The organism is Methanocaldococcus lauensis, assembly GCF_902827225.1.
Lineage (GTDB): Archaea > AGJL01 > Methanococci > Methanococcales > Methanocaldococcaceae > Methanocaldococcus > Methanocaldococcus lauensis.
The window spans coordinates 1,308,137-1,326,117 of the sequence record NZ_LR792632.1 but is presented as its reverse complement, the minus strand read 5'-3'; the positions used below and the strand labels follow the sequence as shown (position 1 = coordinate 1,326,117).

At 29.0% G+C, this 17,981-nt stretch carries 17 protein-coding genes; 6 read left to right on the top strand and 11 right to left on the bottom strand.

Annotated features, from left to right (window positions below; translation table 11 throughout):
* Nucleotides 1-2 precede the first annotated feature (2 nt).
* The 11 genes from KMP69_RS07005 to KMP69_RS06955 form a co-directional block, all read right to left on the bottom strand.
* On the bottom strand, nucleotides 3-1,646 hold the full coding sequence (locus tag KMP69_RS07005) for a type II/IV secretion system ATPase subunit (protein ID WP_214399747.1): 1,644 nt from the start codon (nucleotides 1,644-1,646) through the stop codon (nucleotides 3-5).
* Nucleotides 1,647-1,680: 34 nt separating this feature from the next.
* Nucleotides 1,681-2,373 carry an ATPase domain-containing protein gene (locus tag KMP69_RS07000; protein ID WP_214399746.1) on the bottom strand — a complete coding sequence of 231 codons (693 nt, stop codon included), beginning with the start codon at nucleotides 2,371-2,373 and terminating at the stop codon, nucleotides 1,681-1,683.
* A gap of 19 nt (nucleotides 2,374-2,392) precedes the next feature.
* Nucleotides 2,393-2,848, bottom strand: a complete 456-nt coding sequence (locus KMP69_RS06995; protein ID WP_214399745.1) for a flagellar protein G — start codon at nucleotides 2,846-2,848, stop codon at nucleotides 2,393-2,395.
* Between the two features lie 87 nt (nucleotides 2,849-2,935).
* Nucleotides 2,936-3,124, bottom strand: coding sequence for a hypothetical protein (locus tag KMP69_RS08160; RefSeq protein ID WP_250543596.1), 189 nt, complete (start codon nucleotides 3,122-3,124; stop codon nucleotides 2,936-2,938).
* A gap of 214 nt (nucleotides 3,125-3,338) precedes the next feature.
* Entirely contained in the window at nucleotides 3,339-3,740 is a 402-nt protein-coding gene (locus tag KMP69_RS06985; RefSeq protein ID WP_214399742.1) for a FlaD/FlaE family flagellar protein, read from the bottom strand.
* Between the two features lie 18 nt (nucleotides 3,741-3,758).
* Nucleotides 3,759-4,745 (bottom strand): FlaD/FlaE family flagellar protein, encoded by a 987-nt coding sequence (locus KMP69_RS06980; protein WP_214399740.1) that lies wholly within the window; start codon nucleotides 4,743-4,745, stop codon nucleotides 3,759-3,761.
* Entirely contained in the window at nucleotides 4,723-5,160 is a 438-nt protein-coding gene (locus tag KMP69_RS06975; RefSeq protein WP_250543595.1) for a flagella accessory protein C, read from the bottom strand. The genes KMP69_RS06980 and KMP69_RS06975 overlap by 23 nt, the downstream gene beginning before the upstream one ends.
* Nucleotides 5,161-5,343: 183 nt before the next feature.
* Nucleotides 5,344-6,030, bottom strand: a complete 687-nt coding sequence (locus tag KMP69_RS06970; protein WP_214399739.1) for a flagellin — start codon at nucleotides 6,028-6,030, stop codon at nucleotides 5,344-5,346.
* Between the two features lie 75 nt (nucleotides 6,031-6,105).
* Nucleotides 6,106-6,762: a flagellin gene (locus tag KMP69_RS06965; protein WP_214399738.1), complete on the bottom strand. Its 657-nt coding sequence runs from the start codon at nucleotides 6,760-6,762 to the stop codon at nucleotides 6,106-6,108.
* A gap of 75 nt (nucleotides 6,763-6,837) precedes the next feature.
* Nucleotides 6,838-7,557, bottom strand: coding sequence for a flagellin (locus KMP69_RS06960; RefSeq protein ID WP_214399737.1), 720 nt, complete (start codon nucleotides 7,555-7,557; stop codon nucleotides 6,838-6,840).
* Nucleotides 7,558-7,585: 28 nt separating this feature from the next.
* A complete protein-coding gene (locus tag KMP69_RS06955) occupies nucleotides 7,586-8,224 on the bottom strand; it encodes a flagellin (protein ID WP_214399735.1) in 639 nt (212 codons plus the stop codon).
* Nucleotides 8,225-8,459: 235 nt separating this feature from the next.
* Between KMP69_RS06955 and KMP69_RS06950 the strand changes: the two genes are divergently transcribed.
* From KMP69_RS06950 to KMP69_RS06925, 6 genes are all read left to right on the top strand, one after another.
* Nucleotides 8,460-9,320, top strand: coding sequence for a radical SAM protein (locus tag KMP69_RS06950; RefSeq protein WP_214399733.1), 861 nt, complete (start codon nucleotides 8,460-8,462; stop codon nucleotides 9,318-9,320).
* Nucleotides 9,307-9,663, top strand: coding sequence for an Sjogren's syndrome/scleroderma autoantigen 1 family protein (locus KMP69_RS06945; RefSeq protein ID WP_214399731.1), 357 nt, complete (start codon nucleotides 9,307-9,309; stop codon nucleotides 9,661-9,663). Before KMP69_RS06950 ends, KMP69_RS06945 begins: the two co-directional genes overlap by 14 nt.
* A 14-nt stretch (nucleotides 9,664-9,677) precedes the next feature.
* Nucleotides 9,678-10,301 (top strand): MBL fold metallo-hydrolase, encoded by a 624-nt coding sequence (locus tag KMP69_RS06940; RefSeq protein ID WP_214399729.1) that lies wholly within the window; start codon nucleotides 9,678-9,680, stop codon nucleotides 10,299-10,301.
* 13 nt (nucleotides 10,302-10,314) lie between these two features.
* Nucleotides 10,315-10,971, top strand: coding sequence for a 2-phospho-L-lactate guanylyltransferase (cofC, locus tag KMP69_RS06935; protein ID WP_214399725.1), 657 nt, complete (start codon nucleotides 10,315-10,317; stop codon nucleotides 10,969-10,971).
* 1 nt (nucleotide 10,972) lies between these two features.
* Complete coding sequence (locus tag KMP69_RS06930; protein ID WP_214399723.1) at nucleotides 10,973-12,838, top strand: molybdopterin biosynthesis protein; 1,866 nt, start codon at nucleotides 10,973-10,975, stop codon at nucleotides 12,836-12,838.
* A 99-nt stretch (nucleotides 12,839-12,937) separates the two neighbouring features.
* Nucleotides 12,938-17,893: a DNA polymerase domain-containing protein gene (locus tag KMP69_RS06925; protein ID WP_394357595.1), complete on the top strand. Its 4,956-nt coding sequence runs from the start codon at nucleotides 12,938-12,940 to the stop codon at nucleotides 17,891-17,893.
* Nucleotides 17,894-17,981 lie beyond the last annotated feature (88 nt).

Sequence of the window (17,981 nt, the reverse complement as noted above, 5' to 3'; positions counted from 1 at the left end):
CCTCAGATTGGGAATGGAAGCCCTTCTAAACCTTTCTCGTAAAATGCCCAGATAATATCTCTAACTTGATAATAATCAAAAATTTCTCTTGCAATCATCTCCTCTAAGATCCTTGCTCTTAATTCTAACTCATTATATATGTCTCTTGGATCTTCATAACCTGCAGCCTTGGCAATCTTTTCTTCTAATATGTAACTATTGTTTTTACCTGTAAATATGTGCCTATCTTTATCAGGTTCCCATTGAAATACAGCTCTTGTAATTACACCATCTACCTCTTTATAGTATCCTTCAATCTCTTCAATTGTAACTACTCTTCTCAAGACTTTACCTCTCTGATAAACTGCCAACTGGAACAGTGCAACGTTTAAGTTGTCCATAAATGTTAGTGGAACATTAATTGGATCTCCATTTAATCTTTGTATCATCTTTCTAACATTAGCAGCGTGAAATGTTGATAATACTGGGTGTCCTGTTTGCATAGCTTGAAATGCAACTGCTGCTTCAACACTCCTAATTTCCCCAACAATGATATAATTGGGCCTTGATCTTAATGCAGCTCTTAACAGATCAAACAATGTAACTCTACTTTCTTCAGGTCCTCTTTCTCTTGTAATTAGCTGTTGCCATACAGGATGAGGTGGTTTAACTTCTGGAGTATCTTCACATGAAAATATTTTTGAATCAGGTTTTATAAATGGTAATATTGCATTTAATGTTGTTGTTTTTCCAGATGCAGTTTCTCCACAGATAAATATACTCATACCATACTCTAAACATAACCATAAATATGCGGCAATTTCTGTAGAAAATGTTCCCCAACTAATAAGTTGTGTTACACTAATTGGAACATCTGTAAATTTCCTAATTGTAAATGATGGCCCCTTTGGAGAAACATCTGTGGAGTAAACAATATTAATTCTTGAACCGTCTGGTAAAGCACCATCAACTATTGGATGAGCATCTGATACAGGCCTTCCCATTCGTTCTCCTATATTCTTTAAATAATCAGCAAGCTCTACTTCATCTTCCCATGTTATATTGGTAGGCAGCATTCCGAAAATTTTATGAACAACATGACAATTTTTTGGACCAATAACGTGAATATCCTCTAAGTATGGATCTCTTGCAATAGGTTCTAAGTTTCCTAAACCTATTAAATCTCTTTTTAAGATGTAAAGATATTTTTCTCTTTCTTCTTTAGTGATTCTTATCTTGTTGTCTGCAAATTTAAAAATTCTCCTAAGAAATCCTCCTTCATTAAAGTTTTCTGTAACCTTTGTTGAAGCATCAAACAATCTTACTAAAACTTCTTCAAATTCCTCTACACTTTTAGGAGTTTTTTCGTATGGGGCTAATTCTAAGATTCTATTTAAAATCATTTTATACTTTAATTTTTCTTCAGGAGTTTCTAATTTTGGCTCAATAACAATATATTTCGTTTTAGTTTCAGGAGTTCCAAATATATGTATAAATATAGGGTCACCAATTGGATATATAATATTAGGATATTTTAGTTCTTTTAACTCTCTTGATAGGGACACCATAAAATCAGGAATTTTCATATAGATTCTCTTAAAGTTTTCGATATATTTTCGTAAATGTGGATTTCTGTTCATGGCTTCTCTTAACTCAGCTTCACTCATTTTTATCACCAAAACTTGAAAATATATATAACTATTATGCAACGGATGCTATTTCAACAGCTATTCCTATCTTAGGTTCTACTCTAAACACTATATTCTTTTGATAAGGTCCAGGAGCCATATTATATTTTAATATTTTAGCTACATTTTTTAAACTTCCAGCAAAAGAAAATAATTCAGTTTTTATTAACATTGTAGATGATGTTCTTATTATAGTTAAAATTGATTCAGGTAATTCTTTTGGATTTATTGTGCAAATTATTATTTTCTTTAAAGCTGTAATTCTCTTAAAAAAAGCCATTAAATCGTTAACATTTACTTCACTGGCATCGTTTGCTATTAATGCTGAGAGAGAATCAAATATAATGACATCTTTTTCATAAAAAGCTCTTGTTTCCATAACTTTTTTTAAAAAACCATCCTTTTTTTTATTATCAGCAATCAAGGGATAAACAGGAATATACAACAATGCACCTGATAACAATTTTTTGTTAATATTGTAATTTAAAGATGACATTTGCTTTATAAATTCTAAGGTTGTAAGTTGTGTAGAAACATATGTTACTAAACATCTATTTTGTAAAAAACCATATGCAAGTCTTTGACATAACACAGATTTTCCTGTACTTTCTTCTCCTTCAATTATTATTAAACTACCATATGGAATACCACCCCCAATTCTTTTTTCTAAATCGTCTCTACTTAAATCAATTCTTGCGAGTTTCATAATTCCACCGCAAAATAATTTAAGAGATATAACCTTTAATAATTCTTGATATTCCTGTATATGATATTATTTTTATCCTATGATAACCAGTTTCATTGTAATTTACTATGATCTCTCCAACATCTCCGGGATATAACACATTACTTCCAGGAGTTGTTAATTGCTCTGTATCATTAATAGTTACAATATTTCCATCAATAACTACAGTAAATGAGTCATTTGTAAATAGTATAGGATCTTTACCCGTATTTTTAATATACAAATATGTAATTCCACTTTCTGAATTTCTAATAATTTTACCAGGGTCATTTATAATTTCAAAATCTTGGGATAATTTCGTTGACAGTTCATCTCCTTTTTTGTCAATTCCTATAGAAATTTTATAGGTGGATGTTGTTAAGATTCCAGTAACAAATGCAGCAATTAATAATACTGCAACAAACATAATAATTTCAGATAATGCACTAGATGCCAACTAAATCACCTTATAGTTCAAATAAATTTGAAATTTTAAATATAACGATTAATTATTTAATTATAAATAATTTTAAATGAGTTAATCTCATTGTAAGTAAAAGTACTTCTTTCCATTGTCAGATACTATGCATATTCTTTTAGGAGAGTACCAATTTACAATAATAGTAATATTATCTAACGGCTCAAGATATTTTTTTGAATTTAAGTATGATATATTTATTTTGGGTACTACTAATCCATCAAAAATTATTGTAAATTTTTGCGGTTCAACCACTACAGACCCATTATTATAGATTGTTATATTTGTTTGATATCCTGAACTTACTACTTTTGTTATTATTAATTTCTCGTTTAGTTTGTCTTGTATATGGGAATAATAAATATTATACGATTCATAAATCCTTTCATAATGATTATCTATTGTAGTATAGAGGTACATTCCACATATAAGCAATGCAATAATCATTATTGTAGTACCTACAACTGAACTAAATCCCATAGAACTGTTCAGCCCCCTTTTTAATTTTTCTTAGTTCCCATTCAATTTTATCCAATAACTCTATAGATATTTGTTTTCCATTTAGCCTTTCAATAAATAACAATGATACAATATGGTCTGTTATATTTAGTTTTCCAGATCTGTCAATTACATTTTCTTCATCAACTTTAATTCCCTTTAAAAATTTTAACAATTTAGATAATGCTTTTTCTCCTAACCATCCTATCATATAGTAGAATTCTAACACATCAGGAACATTTTCAGTACCTATTCTTTCACATAAGTATTCTAACCACTTTAATGCCAAAATAATTGCAATAGAATCCTCTTCTGGAATATCTTCTAACTTAGTAGGTTTGTGTACTTCTAATATTGAAGCCATTGAATCCATAATATTTCACCTCATTATTTATATTAATTGTAATCCCTCAGCCCATTTTTTTATTCTTCTAATTTCTATTTCTAACATTTCAAGGACTTCTGAATTTACAGGTCTACCAGCAAGCTTTTCAATGTATAATAGTGACATAATATGATCACTTGGCGATAATTTATCTTTAGGTTTTATATTTTCTGTATTTATTATTATTTTCATATTTTTAGCAAATCTCAAAAGTTTTAATATAACTTTATCAGATATCCATCCAATCTCATTATAATAATCTAAAATATCTGGTAAATTAGTAATTCCACACTTGCTTATTAAAAATTCTAACCATTTAAAAACTAATGTTGTTGAGACAGCATCTTCAGGAATATCATTTAATCTATAATATTTTTCTTTTTCAACAGTGGCTTGCATATAAACACCCTCTTCAGGAATTTCTAATGGTTTTTGCTCTTTTTCTTTAATATCTTCTTTAAATATCCCCTCAACTTTTTTAATATCCTCTTTTTTACTTTCTAATATTTCTTTTTTAGTTTCGTCAATTTTTTCTGTAATTTCTTTTTTTACAGGTTTTTTTATTACTTCAATTTTATCAATCTCTTCTTTAATTTCCCAATTCTCTTTAGGTTTTTCAATCGTAATTAAATCAGACTTTTTAGAAGTGTTTTCAATTTTTTCTGAAACTTTAGTTGAAAATACTCGGGTGGTGAGTTTCATTATTGTATCAAGTTTCTGCTCAAGAGTTTGAAGTTTTTTATTTAGCTCTTCAGATTTATCTACTCTTCCTTTAGATAGGACCTCTCTAATTCTTTCAACGATTTTTTCTAACTGCCTTTTAGTAACTCTTTTTCCCCTTAGATTATTCTTTATTAATATTACAACAAAGGAAGGTAATGGTGGTTTAAGATTGTTTAAATATTCTTCAATTTCGTCTTCTGTGAGAAAATCCTCGTCAGAAAATACAGGGTTTGATGAATGAGATGTTTCATTCATTGTTTTTTGTATCATGGGTATCCTCTCCGGACATTGCCTTTATAATATCTTCTTCTAATACCTCTTCAATAATTTTATCTAGATCTATATTTAGTTGAGTTAAATATAAGGAACCTAATATTACCAAATCATTAGTTAATTCATCAATCGTTTTCTTTAATCGTTTATACTCAGATTCTAATCTTTCAAGTTTTTCTAAACTTGTAGCTGTTATCTTTGAAACACCGATAAATGGATTAATTTGATTAGATACTACTTCATAAAGAGCCATTATATCTTGTAAGCTTTCATTAATTTTATCAAGCTCTACTCTTATGTTTTCATTTTCTTTTCTCAAATTATTTATTGAAGATTCAAATTTTGGAAGTTTAGATTCTATATCATTAAGTTTTGCTATTAAATTTTCAACAGTTTCTCCTAACTCTTTCAAATTTCTCTCAAGTTCATCAATCTTATCATCGTTTAATTCTTCAAGAGATTCTTCTTCAAGAGTTTTAACAGACTCATCGTGTTTTTTTTTAATTTAAGGTTAGATAATTTATTTTTTATGGGAGCATAAAGATTTTTTAGACCCATAAATGTCACCTTTTTATAAATATGATTGCCTATATAACTATTGTAGCTCTACAACATTTTCATTAAATGATGATGGTGCTATAAATTCAATAATTCCTGAAGCTCCGTATTCTGGGATAACTTCCCCAGAAACTTTTTCTCTTGGATGTATTGGCATTTCAATAGCTGATAAGTTAATAGCTATTACTACTTTATCTCCAAAGTTCATTGTAGGATGTAATGTGTCATTTAAAGAACCATCGCCATCTTGTAATACTATAATTCCAAATGTTACATTATTGTTAGATTGAGCACCTGATAACGAGCTCCAGAAATTTTTTAAATTTGAATTATCTGATCCAAATAAATCTTTAGTCCCATTATTTGCACAGTCAGCTAATACTCCTGAATATATTAAAGAAACTTTTTTATGTCCATTAGATAAGGTAACTATTGTTGAGGACAAATCAATTTCATCTCCAATATTGGGGGTTACTAATATTGCCAAACACCCAATGTCACTTTTATTTGGAGCATATCCTTCAACTTTTAATACCTGAACTCCACTTGCAACCTGTTTCGTACTCTCCTCCCCCACTCTTGATGCTTTTTGTTGTAGATTACCTGCAGTATTTATAATGACTGCTGCTGCTATTGCAGCAACTAATACTAAAGCAATAAAAACAATAAGAGTTCCTATACCAATCGCTCCTCTTTTTTTATTTATGAACTTTAGTAATAACATAGTATATTCACCTCAAAATCCATAACACTAAATAAATATTTATAAAAATTTATAAAAAATTAAAAATTTAAAAAGTTACTGAAGTTCTATAACTGTCTGTGTACTTAAGTAGCTAGCAGGGGTTGTGAATTCAATAACAGCAGGAGCTCCAAACTCTGGAACGACTGATCCAGTAACTTTTGTTCTAGGTTCTAATCCTAATCCATTAGCTGTTGCATTTACTGTTAATGCGACAATATCTCCTTTGTTTATTACAGGGGTATCATTTTGGCATGAACCATCAGCATCTTGAATCACTATTATTCCAAACTGACCCTCACTAACATTCCATGCAGATAATGATATATTTGAAACATCTCCTCCTGATGTTATATCACTGAATTTTCTAGTATCGTTATATCTTAATATAGATTTTTTCTTACCATTTGTTAGCATAACTGTTACCTGCTTTAAGTCAATTGGAGCACTTCCCGCATTTGGTGAGATAAGGATCGCAAGATTTGTTATGTTATTATTATTATGAATACCTACTACTTGAAGTGTCTGTAAACCACTGGCGACCTGTTCAGTACTTTCTCTACCGGTAGCCATAGCTTTTTGTTGGAGGAATCCACTTGTATTGATTAAGACAGCTGCTGCTACAGCGGCAACTAATACCATTGCTATGAAGATTATTAAGGTTCCTATACCTATTGCCCCCCTCTTACCCTTTATAAACTCATATACTTTCATCCCTTATCACCTACATATGTTGATTGGGAAATTATTGATAATTAAAAATAATTTTAATTAAGTTAAGTTAAGAATTTATTGTAATTCAATAACATACTGAGAACTTAAGTAGCTAGCAGGGGTTGTGAATTCAATAACAGCAGGAGCTCCAAACTCTGGAACGACTGATCCAGTAACTTTTGTTCTTACAGGTAATCCTAAGTGTATACCATCAATACCTGTATTTACTGTTAATGCGACAATATCTCCTTTGTTTATTACAGGAGTGTCCTTTTGGCATGAACCATCAGCATCTTGAATCACTATTATTCCAAAATTATTTGCTGGTAAATATTTTACTCCTCCAGTACCATTGTTATATGCCCATGCATCAGATGTTTCTGTAGTGGCAGTTTCTATATCGTTATAGTTAAAGATATTAGTTGTCCCATTAGTATCGTCTTCGTAATATGTATTATTGTAGGATAAAACAACCTTTTTAGTTCCATTATTTAACATAACCTTTACCTGCTTTAAGTCAATTGGAGTACTTCCCGCATTTGGTGAGATAAAGATTGCTAATTGCTTAATTTTAGAACCATCATGATAGCCTTTTACTTCAATTATTTTCAAACCACTGGCGACCTGTTCAGTACTTTCCTTACCGGTAGCCATAGCTTTTTGTTGGAGGAATCCGCTTGTATTGATTAAGACAGCTGCTGCTACAGCGGCAACTAATACCATTGCTATGAAGATTATTAAGGTTCCTATACCTATTGCCCCCTTCTTACCCTTTATAAACTCATATACTTTCATCCCTTATCACCTAAAATATCATTAAGATTTATTGTAATTCAAATACCTCATCGGTATATGCTGCAGGGGTTGTGAATTCAATAACAGCAGGAGCTCCAAACTCTGGAACGACTTTTCCAGTAACTTCCTCTCTTGTAGGAATTTCTCCCCCAAATACTGCAGATACATTCACTAGTAGTACAGCAATGTCCCCTTTATTAATAACCCCACTTTCTAAGGACTTATCAGCATCTTGAATAATTCCTACAACAAATGAGCTATTATCTGCACTATTCCAATCATTAACATTAAATATATCTCCAGAACCTTCGGTTTCTGATGTAACTTTTGAAAAGTTAAGTACAGCTGATTTACCATCATATGTTAAGAATATCTTTACCTGCTTTAAGTCAATTGGAGCACTTCCCGCATTTGGAGTAATATATATTGCAATTCTATCTAAGCCATTGCTATTTTTATGTCCAGTTACACCTGTACACATTAAACCACTGGCGACCTGTTCAGTACTTTCCTTACCGGTAGCCATAGCTTTTTGTTGGAGGAATCCGCTTGTATTGATTAAGACAGCTGCTGCTACAGCGGCAACTAATACCATTGCTATGAAGATTATTAAGGTTCCTATACCTATTGCCCCCCTCTTACCCTTTATAAACTCATATACTTTCATCCCTTATCACCTAAAATATTTAATTATACTAAACTTTGAAAATAACCCCTTTACAACGCCCCCACACGATCCTCGGCTCATTTTAAATTTGTATTATTAGGCAAATATATTTTTTTTGTGTATTCGTTTTTATTTGTATTTATGTAGGTATTTTGTGCGTATAGGCAGTTGTCGAAATAATTTTAAACTAATAACAAAAAATTATTATAAAAAATTTTTACAAATAGGGGATATAATGAAGTATTTGATATTGAAAGTAACGAATAGATGTAATTTAAAATGTATTTACTGCTATGCTAACAATAAAAATAATAAAGATATGGATTTTAAAACAGCCAAAAACGCTATAAACTATTTAACAAATTTAGATAATCAACTAAAAATACAATTTACTGGCGGAGAGCCCCTATTAAATTTTAATTTAATTGAAAAAGTTGTTGAGTATTGTAATAACAAATACAATGACTTTAAAATTGAATATGCAATTCAAACCAATGGAACTTTAATTACTGAAGAAATGGCAGAAAAAATCAAGGAACTTAATATAAAAGTTGGAGTTAGTATTGATGGATTGGAGATAAATGATATTTTGAGACCTTATAAAGATGGAAAATCATCAACCTTAGACACATTGAGAGGAATGTATATTTTAAAATCTTATAATGTTCCTTTTGGAATAACAACAGTTGTTACAAATAAAAATTTACCATATTTGGAGGATTTTGTTAAATACCTAATTGCATTTGGCGTAAAAAGTATAAGTTTTGATGTATTAAAGGTAACAAAAAAAGAGCATTTAAAGTTAATGCCAAATTTTGAGGAATTTAACAACATACTAAATAAATTAAAAAGTTATCCAATCTATATAAAAAATTTACAAAAAAGAGATAAAAATAAATATTGCTATTTAAACTCTGGAGATTTGCTATTTGTTAATGAATATGGAGATGTTTATTTATGCCCTACATTGGAAGGGTTTAAATGTTTAGGAAATATAAATAAAGATAATATAGAATTACCTAAGGTAAAAAGTAATCAATGTTTTGCAAGAGAATTTTTAATGAAACTATTTGGTGAGAGTTATGGAAGAGGATGAATTTATAAAAATCTTATCAAATGAATTATTGAAAGGTAGTAAAATGCTCTCAAAACATTGTCAAAAATGTGGCTATCCTCTATTTGAAAAGAATGGAAAAATATACTGCCCTGTATGTGAAAGAATTAAAGAGGAAGAGATAAAAACTAAGGATAAAGAAAAAGAATTAACTACTCAAAAAGATAAAGAGGATAAAAAAGTAGATGTAAATATTGAAGAAATAATAAAGGAAAAAATTAATTACTTGGGAGAGAGATTAAAAAATGAAAATGAAATTAATAGAATTAAAGAAATCGGAGAAGCATTATATATTTTAATTAAAATCTTTAAGAAAATTAAATAATTAGCGGTGGGAATGTGATTTTAAAACTTAATGGATATGGATACAGTTCAAACTCTTACTTAATAAAAACTAAAAATAAAAATATTCTTATCGATCCGGGGATTGAAGAAAATTTTAGCATATTAATGGATGAATTAAAAAGATATGGCATAAAAGATATTGACTTAATTATAAATACTCACTGTCATTATGACCATACATCTGCAAATTACTTAGTTGAGGAATATTTTAACTGTCCAACAGTGATAGAGGATAAAGAAGTTAAACATTTAAAAAGTGGAGATAAAGTTACAGCTTCATCTTTATTTGGAAGAGACCTTAAACCTCCAAGAGAAATAATTCCACTATCTGAAATTGAGGAAGAATTAAAAAAATATGATTTGGAAGTTATAAGAACTCCAGGACATACTTATGGCTCAATCTCAATAATATATAAAGATAGTTTAATAACTGGAGATACTATTTTTTCTTATGGTATAGGAAGATGGGATTTACCTACTGGAAATATTATAGAGTTGAGGAATTCTATAAATAAGTTGGAAAGAATAGCATATGAGAAAAATATAGATAAGATATATCCCGGGCATGGTGATGTAGGGGATAGAATGGCTTTTAGTTATGCTAAGTTATTTTTGTAAGGGTGAGATAATAATGAAAGTTATAATTCCAATATCTCCAATAAACTCTTTAAAAACCAGACTATCAGAATTTTTAAATGACGAAGAGAGAAAAAACTTATTATTTAATATGCTCAAAGATATTAAAAGAGCCTTAGAAGGTTTAGACATAGTAGTTGTTAGTAAGGATGAGGAAATCCTAAATTTTGCTAAAAATGAGTTAAACGCCCAAATGATAAAAGAAAAATATAAAGGATTAAATAATGCAATAAAGCAGGCATTTGAAGAAATAGACGATGAGGAAGTTATTATTATTCCCGCAGATGTTCCTTTAATTAATAAAAAGCATATTGAAGATATATTAAATCTATCTAAACATTATGACTTAATTATTGCCCCATCAAGAGGAGGAGGAACTAATTTGTTATATTTAAAATCGAAGAATTTGATTGAAATGAAATATGAGGGTTTTAGCTTTTTAAAACACTTAGAAGAGGCAAAAAAGAGAAATTTAAAATACTATATTTATGACTCTTTTTTAATTTCAGTTGATATTAATACTCCAGAAGATTTGGGGGAGATATTTATACACGGAGATTCCTCTTTTACAAAAAAATATTTAGAGAGTTTAGGGATTACTGTGGAGCCAAAGCATTCATCTGCTGGTAGATTTATAATAAGGAGGGAGTAAAATGAGAAGATATTTAAAATTACATAGTATTGATGAAGCAAAATTTATAGTAAATAATTATATAGATAAATTAAAAAATGAGATTGAAGAGGTTGATTTATTTAACGCCATTGGTAGAGTTTTGGCTGAAGATGTATTTTCTGATGTTGATATTCCACCTTACGATAGAGCAAAGATGGATGGATATGCAGTTAAGGCAGAAGACACTTATGAGGCAGATGAAAATAATCCAATAGAATTGAAAATAATTGACTCATTAAAGGCAGGAGAAATTAAAGATATAGAAATAAAAAATGGAGAATGTGTAGAAATAGCAACTGGGGCAGTAATTCCAAAGGGTTCTAATGCAGTTGTAATGGTTGAATACACTGAAAAAAAAGATAACAAAGTTTTAATATACAAGGCAGTCCCTCCTATGGAAAATATTCAATTCACTGGCTCAGATATAATGACTGGTGAATTAGTTTTAAGAAAAAACACTAAATTGACTCCAAGAGATATAGGAGTTTTAGCGGCAATTGGTAGAAACAAAGTTAAAGTTTATAAAAAATTAAAATTTGGAATTATCTCAACTGGCAACGAACTTATAAGTCCAGGAGAGCCATTAAAATTTGGAAAAATTTACGATATCAATACATATACATTGGCATCATATATAAAAAATCTCGGATATGATTTTGAATTTTTTGGAATATCTAAGGATGATGTAGAAGATTTAAAAGAAAAAATTAAAAAGGCATTAAAAAAATGCGACATAATTTTATTGAGTGGGGGAACTTCAGCGGGAGTCGGAGACTTAACAGAAACTGCTATTAAAGAATTAGGTGGAGAGATTTTAATTCATGGAATAAAGATAAAGCCGGGAAAGCCAACAATAATTGGAAAAATTGATAATAAATTAATTGTCGGATTGCCAGGATATCCTACATCATGCTTAACAATATTTGATGTTCTCTTTGGTGACAAAAAAAATGTTGTAAAGGCGAAGTTTCCTTTAAGATACATATCTGCTAAGGGTAGAGTTGAATACTTACCAGTTATTTTGGTTAAGCATAAAAATGGATATTCAGCATATCCAATAACTAAGGGTAGTGGAGCAATAACATCTCTATCAGAGGCGGATGGATACATTGTTGTAGAGGAGAATAAAGAAATCTTAGAGAATGAAGAAGTTAATGTATATTTATTTGGAGATGTTAAAGTTGGACTAAATATTATTGGTAGTCACTGTATAGGAATTGACTTAATTTTAAAAGAAACTAATTTAATGGCAAAGACAATAAATGTTGGTTCCTTAGGAGGATTGTTGGCAATAAAAAGAGGAGAGTCAGATATTTCAGGAATCCATTTATTGGATGAGAAAACCAACGAATATAATATTCCATTCTTAGAGAGATACAATGTAAAAGATGCAGTTTTGGTTAGAGGGTATATTAGAGAGCAGGGTTTTATGTTTAGGAAAGAATTCAACTTTAAAACTATTGAGGACATATTGAAAAATATATATAATTTGGAGTTTATAAATAGAAATAAAGGTTCTGGGACGAGAATATTGTTTGATAAGTTTTTAAAAGAAAATAAAATTAATCCAAAAGAGATTAAAGGATACAACATAGAGGCAAAGACACATTCAGCAGTTGCTACAGCAGTGGCAATGAAAAAGGCAGATATTGGTTTAGGGATAAAGACAGTTGCAGAACAGTATGGATTAGGATTTATAAAGTTAGCAGATGAGCATTATGATTTTTTAATTAGAAAGGAAAGGTTTAATGATGAAGATGTAAAGAAATTTATTGAAGGTTTAAAAAAAGTTAAATTGCCATTTGAAAAGCCAGAAAATTGTGGAGAGGTTATATGGGAAAATTAAATGGTTCATAGTTTTGAGTATTAAACATATTTAATGAAGATAAAAATAATTCCCCTATTGTTTAAATTTTACTTAAAAATATACAAAGTGGGGATGGTTATGGAAAAAATAGATGCATTAATAGACAATACATACAAAACTGTTGATGATAAAGCCATAATCTACCTTTATTTCACTAATTCTATATTAAAGGATAGAGATTTTAAACCATACTTTTATGTTGAATTGAATAAAGATAAGATAGATTATGAGGATATTGAAACTATAAAAGATTTCCTTTTAAAAAATGATTTATTAAAATTTGTTGAAGATTTTAAAGTAGTTAAAAAAAAGATATTCAAAAAAGAAAAAGAAGTTATAAAAATTATTGCCACTCATCCACAAAAAGTTCCGAAACTTAGAAAAGTTAAAGATTGTGAAATTGTTAAAGAAATTTACGAGCATGATATTCCTTTTGCTAAGAGATATTTAATTGATAAAGATATTATTCCTATGACATATTGGAATTTTGAAAATAATAAACCAGTAAGTAGAGAGATCCCTAAATTAAAAGCAGTAGCTTTTGATATTGAAGTTTATAATAGAGACACTGAGCCAGATCCAGAGAGAGATCCTATATTAATGGCAAGTTTTTGGGATGAAAATGGAGGAAAAGTTATTACCTATAAAGAATTTGACCATCCAAATATTGAAGTTGTTGAAAATGAAAAAATGTTAATTAAAAAAATAATTGAAACATTAAAAAAATATGACATTATCTACACTTACAACGGAGATAACTTTGATTTCCCTTACTTAAAAGAGAGGGCTAAATTATACAACATAAAAATTGAGTTGGGAAAGGAAAATGAAGAAATAAAGATAAAAAGAGGAGGAATGGAATATAGAAGTTATATTCCTGGAAGAGTTCATATTGATTTATATCCAATTTCAAGAAGATTGCTAAAATTAACAAAATACACATTGGAAGATGTCGTCTATAATCTATTTGGAATTAAGAAGTTGAAGATTTCACACAAAGATATTGCAAATTATTGGATAAATAACGATAAAACATTAATTGAATATTCCTTACAGGATGCTAAATACACATACAAAGTAGGAAATTATTTCTTCCCCTTGGAAGTGATGTTTTCAAGAATAGTTAATCAAACACCATTTGAGATTACAAGAATGACTTCTGGGCAGATGGTTGAATACTTATTAATGAAAAATGCATTTAAAGAGAATATGATAGTTCCAAATAAGCCAGATGATGAAGAATATAGAAGGCGTTTATTAACTACATACGAAGGAGGTTATGTCAAAGAACCAGAAAAGGGAATATTTGAGGATATAATATCAATGGACTTCAGAAGTTTGTATCCTTCTATAATAATTTCCTATAATATAAGCCCTGATACATTGGACTGTGAATGTTGCAAAGATGAAAGTGAAAAAATATTAGGACATTGGTTCTGTAAAAAAAGAGAGGGTTTAATTCCAAAAACTTTGAGGAATTTAATTGAGAGAAGAATAAATATTAAGAAAAAAATGAAACAACTAAATAAAGAAGATGAGGAATATAAATTACTAAATTATGAGCAACAATCTTTAAAGATTTTGGCTAATAGTATCTTACCAGATGAATATTTAACTATTATAGAAAATGATGAGAAATGTAAAGTTGTAAAGATTGGAGAATATATAGATAAACTTATCAAAAGATATAGAAGGAAAATTAAAGTCCGTGGAAATAGTAGAATCCTAAATTTGTCAAATATAAAATCCATTACCTTAAAAACATTCTCCTTTAATATAGAGAGTAAAGAAAGTTCTATAAACAAGGTTAAAGCGTTAATAAGACATAAATATTCTGGGAAGGCATATAAAATAAGGTTGAGGTCTGGAAGAACGATAAAAATAACTGAAGGTCATAGTTTATTTAAATATGAAAATGGAAGAATTGTATGCGTTAAAGGTAACGAAATAAAGGTTGGAGATTTAATTGTGGTTCCAAAAAAATTAATATCTGCCAATAAAGAGATATATATAAACATCCCAAAAGGATTAGTTGATGCTGATGAGGAAGAGATTAAAAACATTCACATATGGAAATACAAAGATAAAGAGTTTTTCATTAAATTAATAAAAACTATTGAAAGTATAGAAAATAAAGAGTTTGATAAAGTATATACTGACAGTTTAAAATATTTAAACGAACTTAATTTAATTACATATAAAACATATAAAAAATATTCAAAGATTGACAAAATCACCATCAAAATCTTAGATAAAAAGAAATTTGCCATTTATAAAAAGTATGTTGAGACATTTTTAAAATATGGGAATTTTAGAAAAAAATATGTAATAATTCCTTATTTAAAAATAAAGGATTTCATATTAAACTTACCAGACAAAGAATTTGAAGATTGTGAAATTGGAGCATACTCTGAAAAGTTAGATGCACTTTTAAAGTTAGATGAAAAGTTGGCAAAGTTCTTAGGAGTTTTCATCCCAAGGGGGGTATTATCCAAGATTATACAAGATGACTACATTATTTACGAAGTGGCAGTTTATAAATCAATTCCTGAGCATCAAGAGAAGGTTTTAGAGATATTTAGGGAAGTTTTTGGTTCTGGTAGTATCTCTAAGGATAAAGTGAGGATGGAAAAAAAGATAGTTTATCTATTGTTAAAGTATATCTTTAAATTTGGGGATAAAGGAAAAGATACTAAAAAACGCATTCCAGAAGAGTTATTTTTGGCTAAAGAAAGTGTTATAAGAAGTTTTATAGAGGGCTTCATTATAGCAAAGAAAAACAAATTTAAAGAGCCATTAACATTTATGGCTAAGGATGAAGAATATCTATATCAGTTAATGTTGTTGTTCAACTTAGTGGGAATTCCTACAAGATTCACACCAGTTAAAAATAAAGGTTATAGATTAACTGTAATCCCTCCAAATACACGCAACTATCTATTTGATAAAGATTTAATGCTCGATAAAGTTAAAAGTATTGAAGAGTTTGAATATAACGGCTATGTTTATGATTTAAGTGTAAAAGAAAATGAGAACTTTTTAGTTAATAATATATATGCTCACAACAGTCATTATGGTTATTTAGCATATCCAAGAGCAAGATTTTACAGTAAGGAATGTGCAGAAATTGTTACATACTTAGGTAGGAAGTATATACAGCAAACAATAGAAGAGGCAGAAAAATTTGGATTTAAAGTAATCTATGCGGACAGTGTTTCTGGAGATTCGGAAATAATAATTAGAGAGAAAGGAGAAATAAAATTTACAAAAATTAAAGAGTTATTCAAGAATGTTGAATATAAACTTGGAGATAAAGAATATTGCACTTTACAAGATGTTGAGGCACTAACATTAGATGATAATGGTAGATTAGTATGGAAAAAAGTTCCATATATCATGAGACATTTAGCAAGAAAAAAGATGTATAGAGTATGGATTACAAATAGTTGGTATATAGATGTTACCGAAGACCATTCACTAATTGGCTACTTAAATACAAAATCTATAAAAAAATTGAAAAAAATTGGAGAAAGGTTTATAGAAATTAAACCACGAGAAATCGGAAAAACTGTTAAGTCTTTAATAACTCTAAATGGGGCTTTAATAAAAGATAATGATTGTGCTATAGATATAGGAGTTAAGTTTTGGGAGTTAATTGGATTGTTGATAGGAGACGGTAGTTGGGGAGGTAATACAAATAGTGCAAAATATTACTTACATTTGTCAGCAGGAGTTGATAAGGAGGAAATAGTTAATAAAATATTAGAACCTCTTAAAAAGGCAGGAGTTATTAAATATTACTATGTAAATAGAAAGGGAGATATTAAAATTTTGAGCAAGAAGTTAGTAAAGTTTATGAGAGTATTTAAAGATGAGAGTGGTAGAAAGATAATTCCAAAGTTTTTATACAAATTAAGAAGAAGATATATTGAAGCGTTTTTAAGAGGTCTTTTCAGTGCAGAGGGTAGTATAATAATAAAAAGAGGAAATCCGGATGTTAGGCTAACGAACATTAATGAGGAACTGTTAAAAAGTATAAGAGAACTTCTATGGCTTGTAGGAATTTCACACTCCATATTTAAAGATAGTGGGACATATTTAATGCATATATTCATTAAAAATAAGTGGTTATTCGCTAAAAGAATAGGTTTTTTAATTGAAAGAAAGCAAAAAAAGCTTATGAATCATTTAAAACCAAACAGCAAATATAAATCAACTTTCTTTGGTCTTGATTTTGATTTAGTTAGAGTTATAAAAGTAGAAGAAATTGACTACAATGACTATGTTTATGATATTGAAGTTGAGGAAACACATAGATTCTTTGCGAATGGAATTTTAGTTCATAATACTGACGGCTTCTATGCAATTTGGAAAGAAAAAATTAGCAAAGATGAGGTAATAAAAAAAGCATTAGAATTTGTTGAATACATAAATTCAAAACTGCCTGGAACTATGGAGTTAGAGTTTGAAGGATACTTTAAAAGAGGTATCTTCGTTACTAAAAAGAAATACGCCCTAATTGATGAGAATGGGAAAATTACAATTAAAGGTCTTGAATATATTAGAAGAGATTGGTCTAACATAGCAAAGATTACTCAAAAAAAGGTTTTAGAGGCATTATTAGTTGAAGGTAACATAGAAAAAGCTAAAAAAATAATTCAAGAAGTTATTAAAGATTTAAGAGAAGGAAAAATAAAAAAAGAAGATTTAATAATTTATACTCAACTAACAAAAGACCCTAAGGAGTATAAAACCACAGCCCCACATGTTGAAATTGCTAAGAAATTGATGAGAGAAGGGAAGAGAATTAAAGTCGGAGACATTATTGGCTATATAATAGTTAAAGGAACTAAATCTATAAGTGAGAGAGCAAAGCTTCCAGAAGAAGTAGATATTGATGATGTAGATGTAAATTATTATATAGATAACCAAATTTTACCTCCAGTTTTGAGAATTATGGAGGCTGTAGGAGTTTCAAAAAATGAGTTAAAGAAAGAAGGAGCTCAATTAACTTTAGATAAGTTTTTTAAATAAGATGTTTGGTTTTAAACAGTTCGGTAGGTAATCATAAACATTAAATATCTTTCCCTATATATAGGGAAATAATTATATAATATTTCCC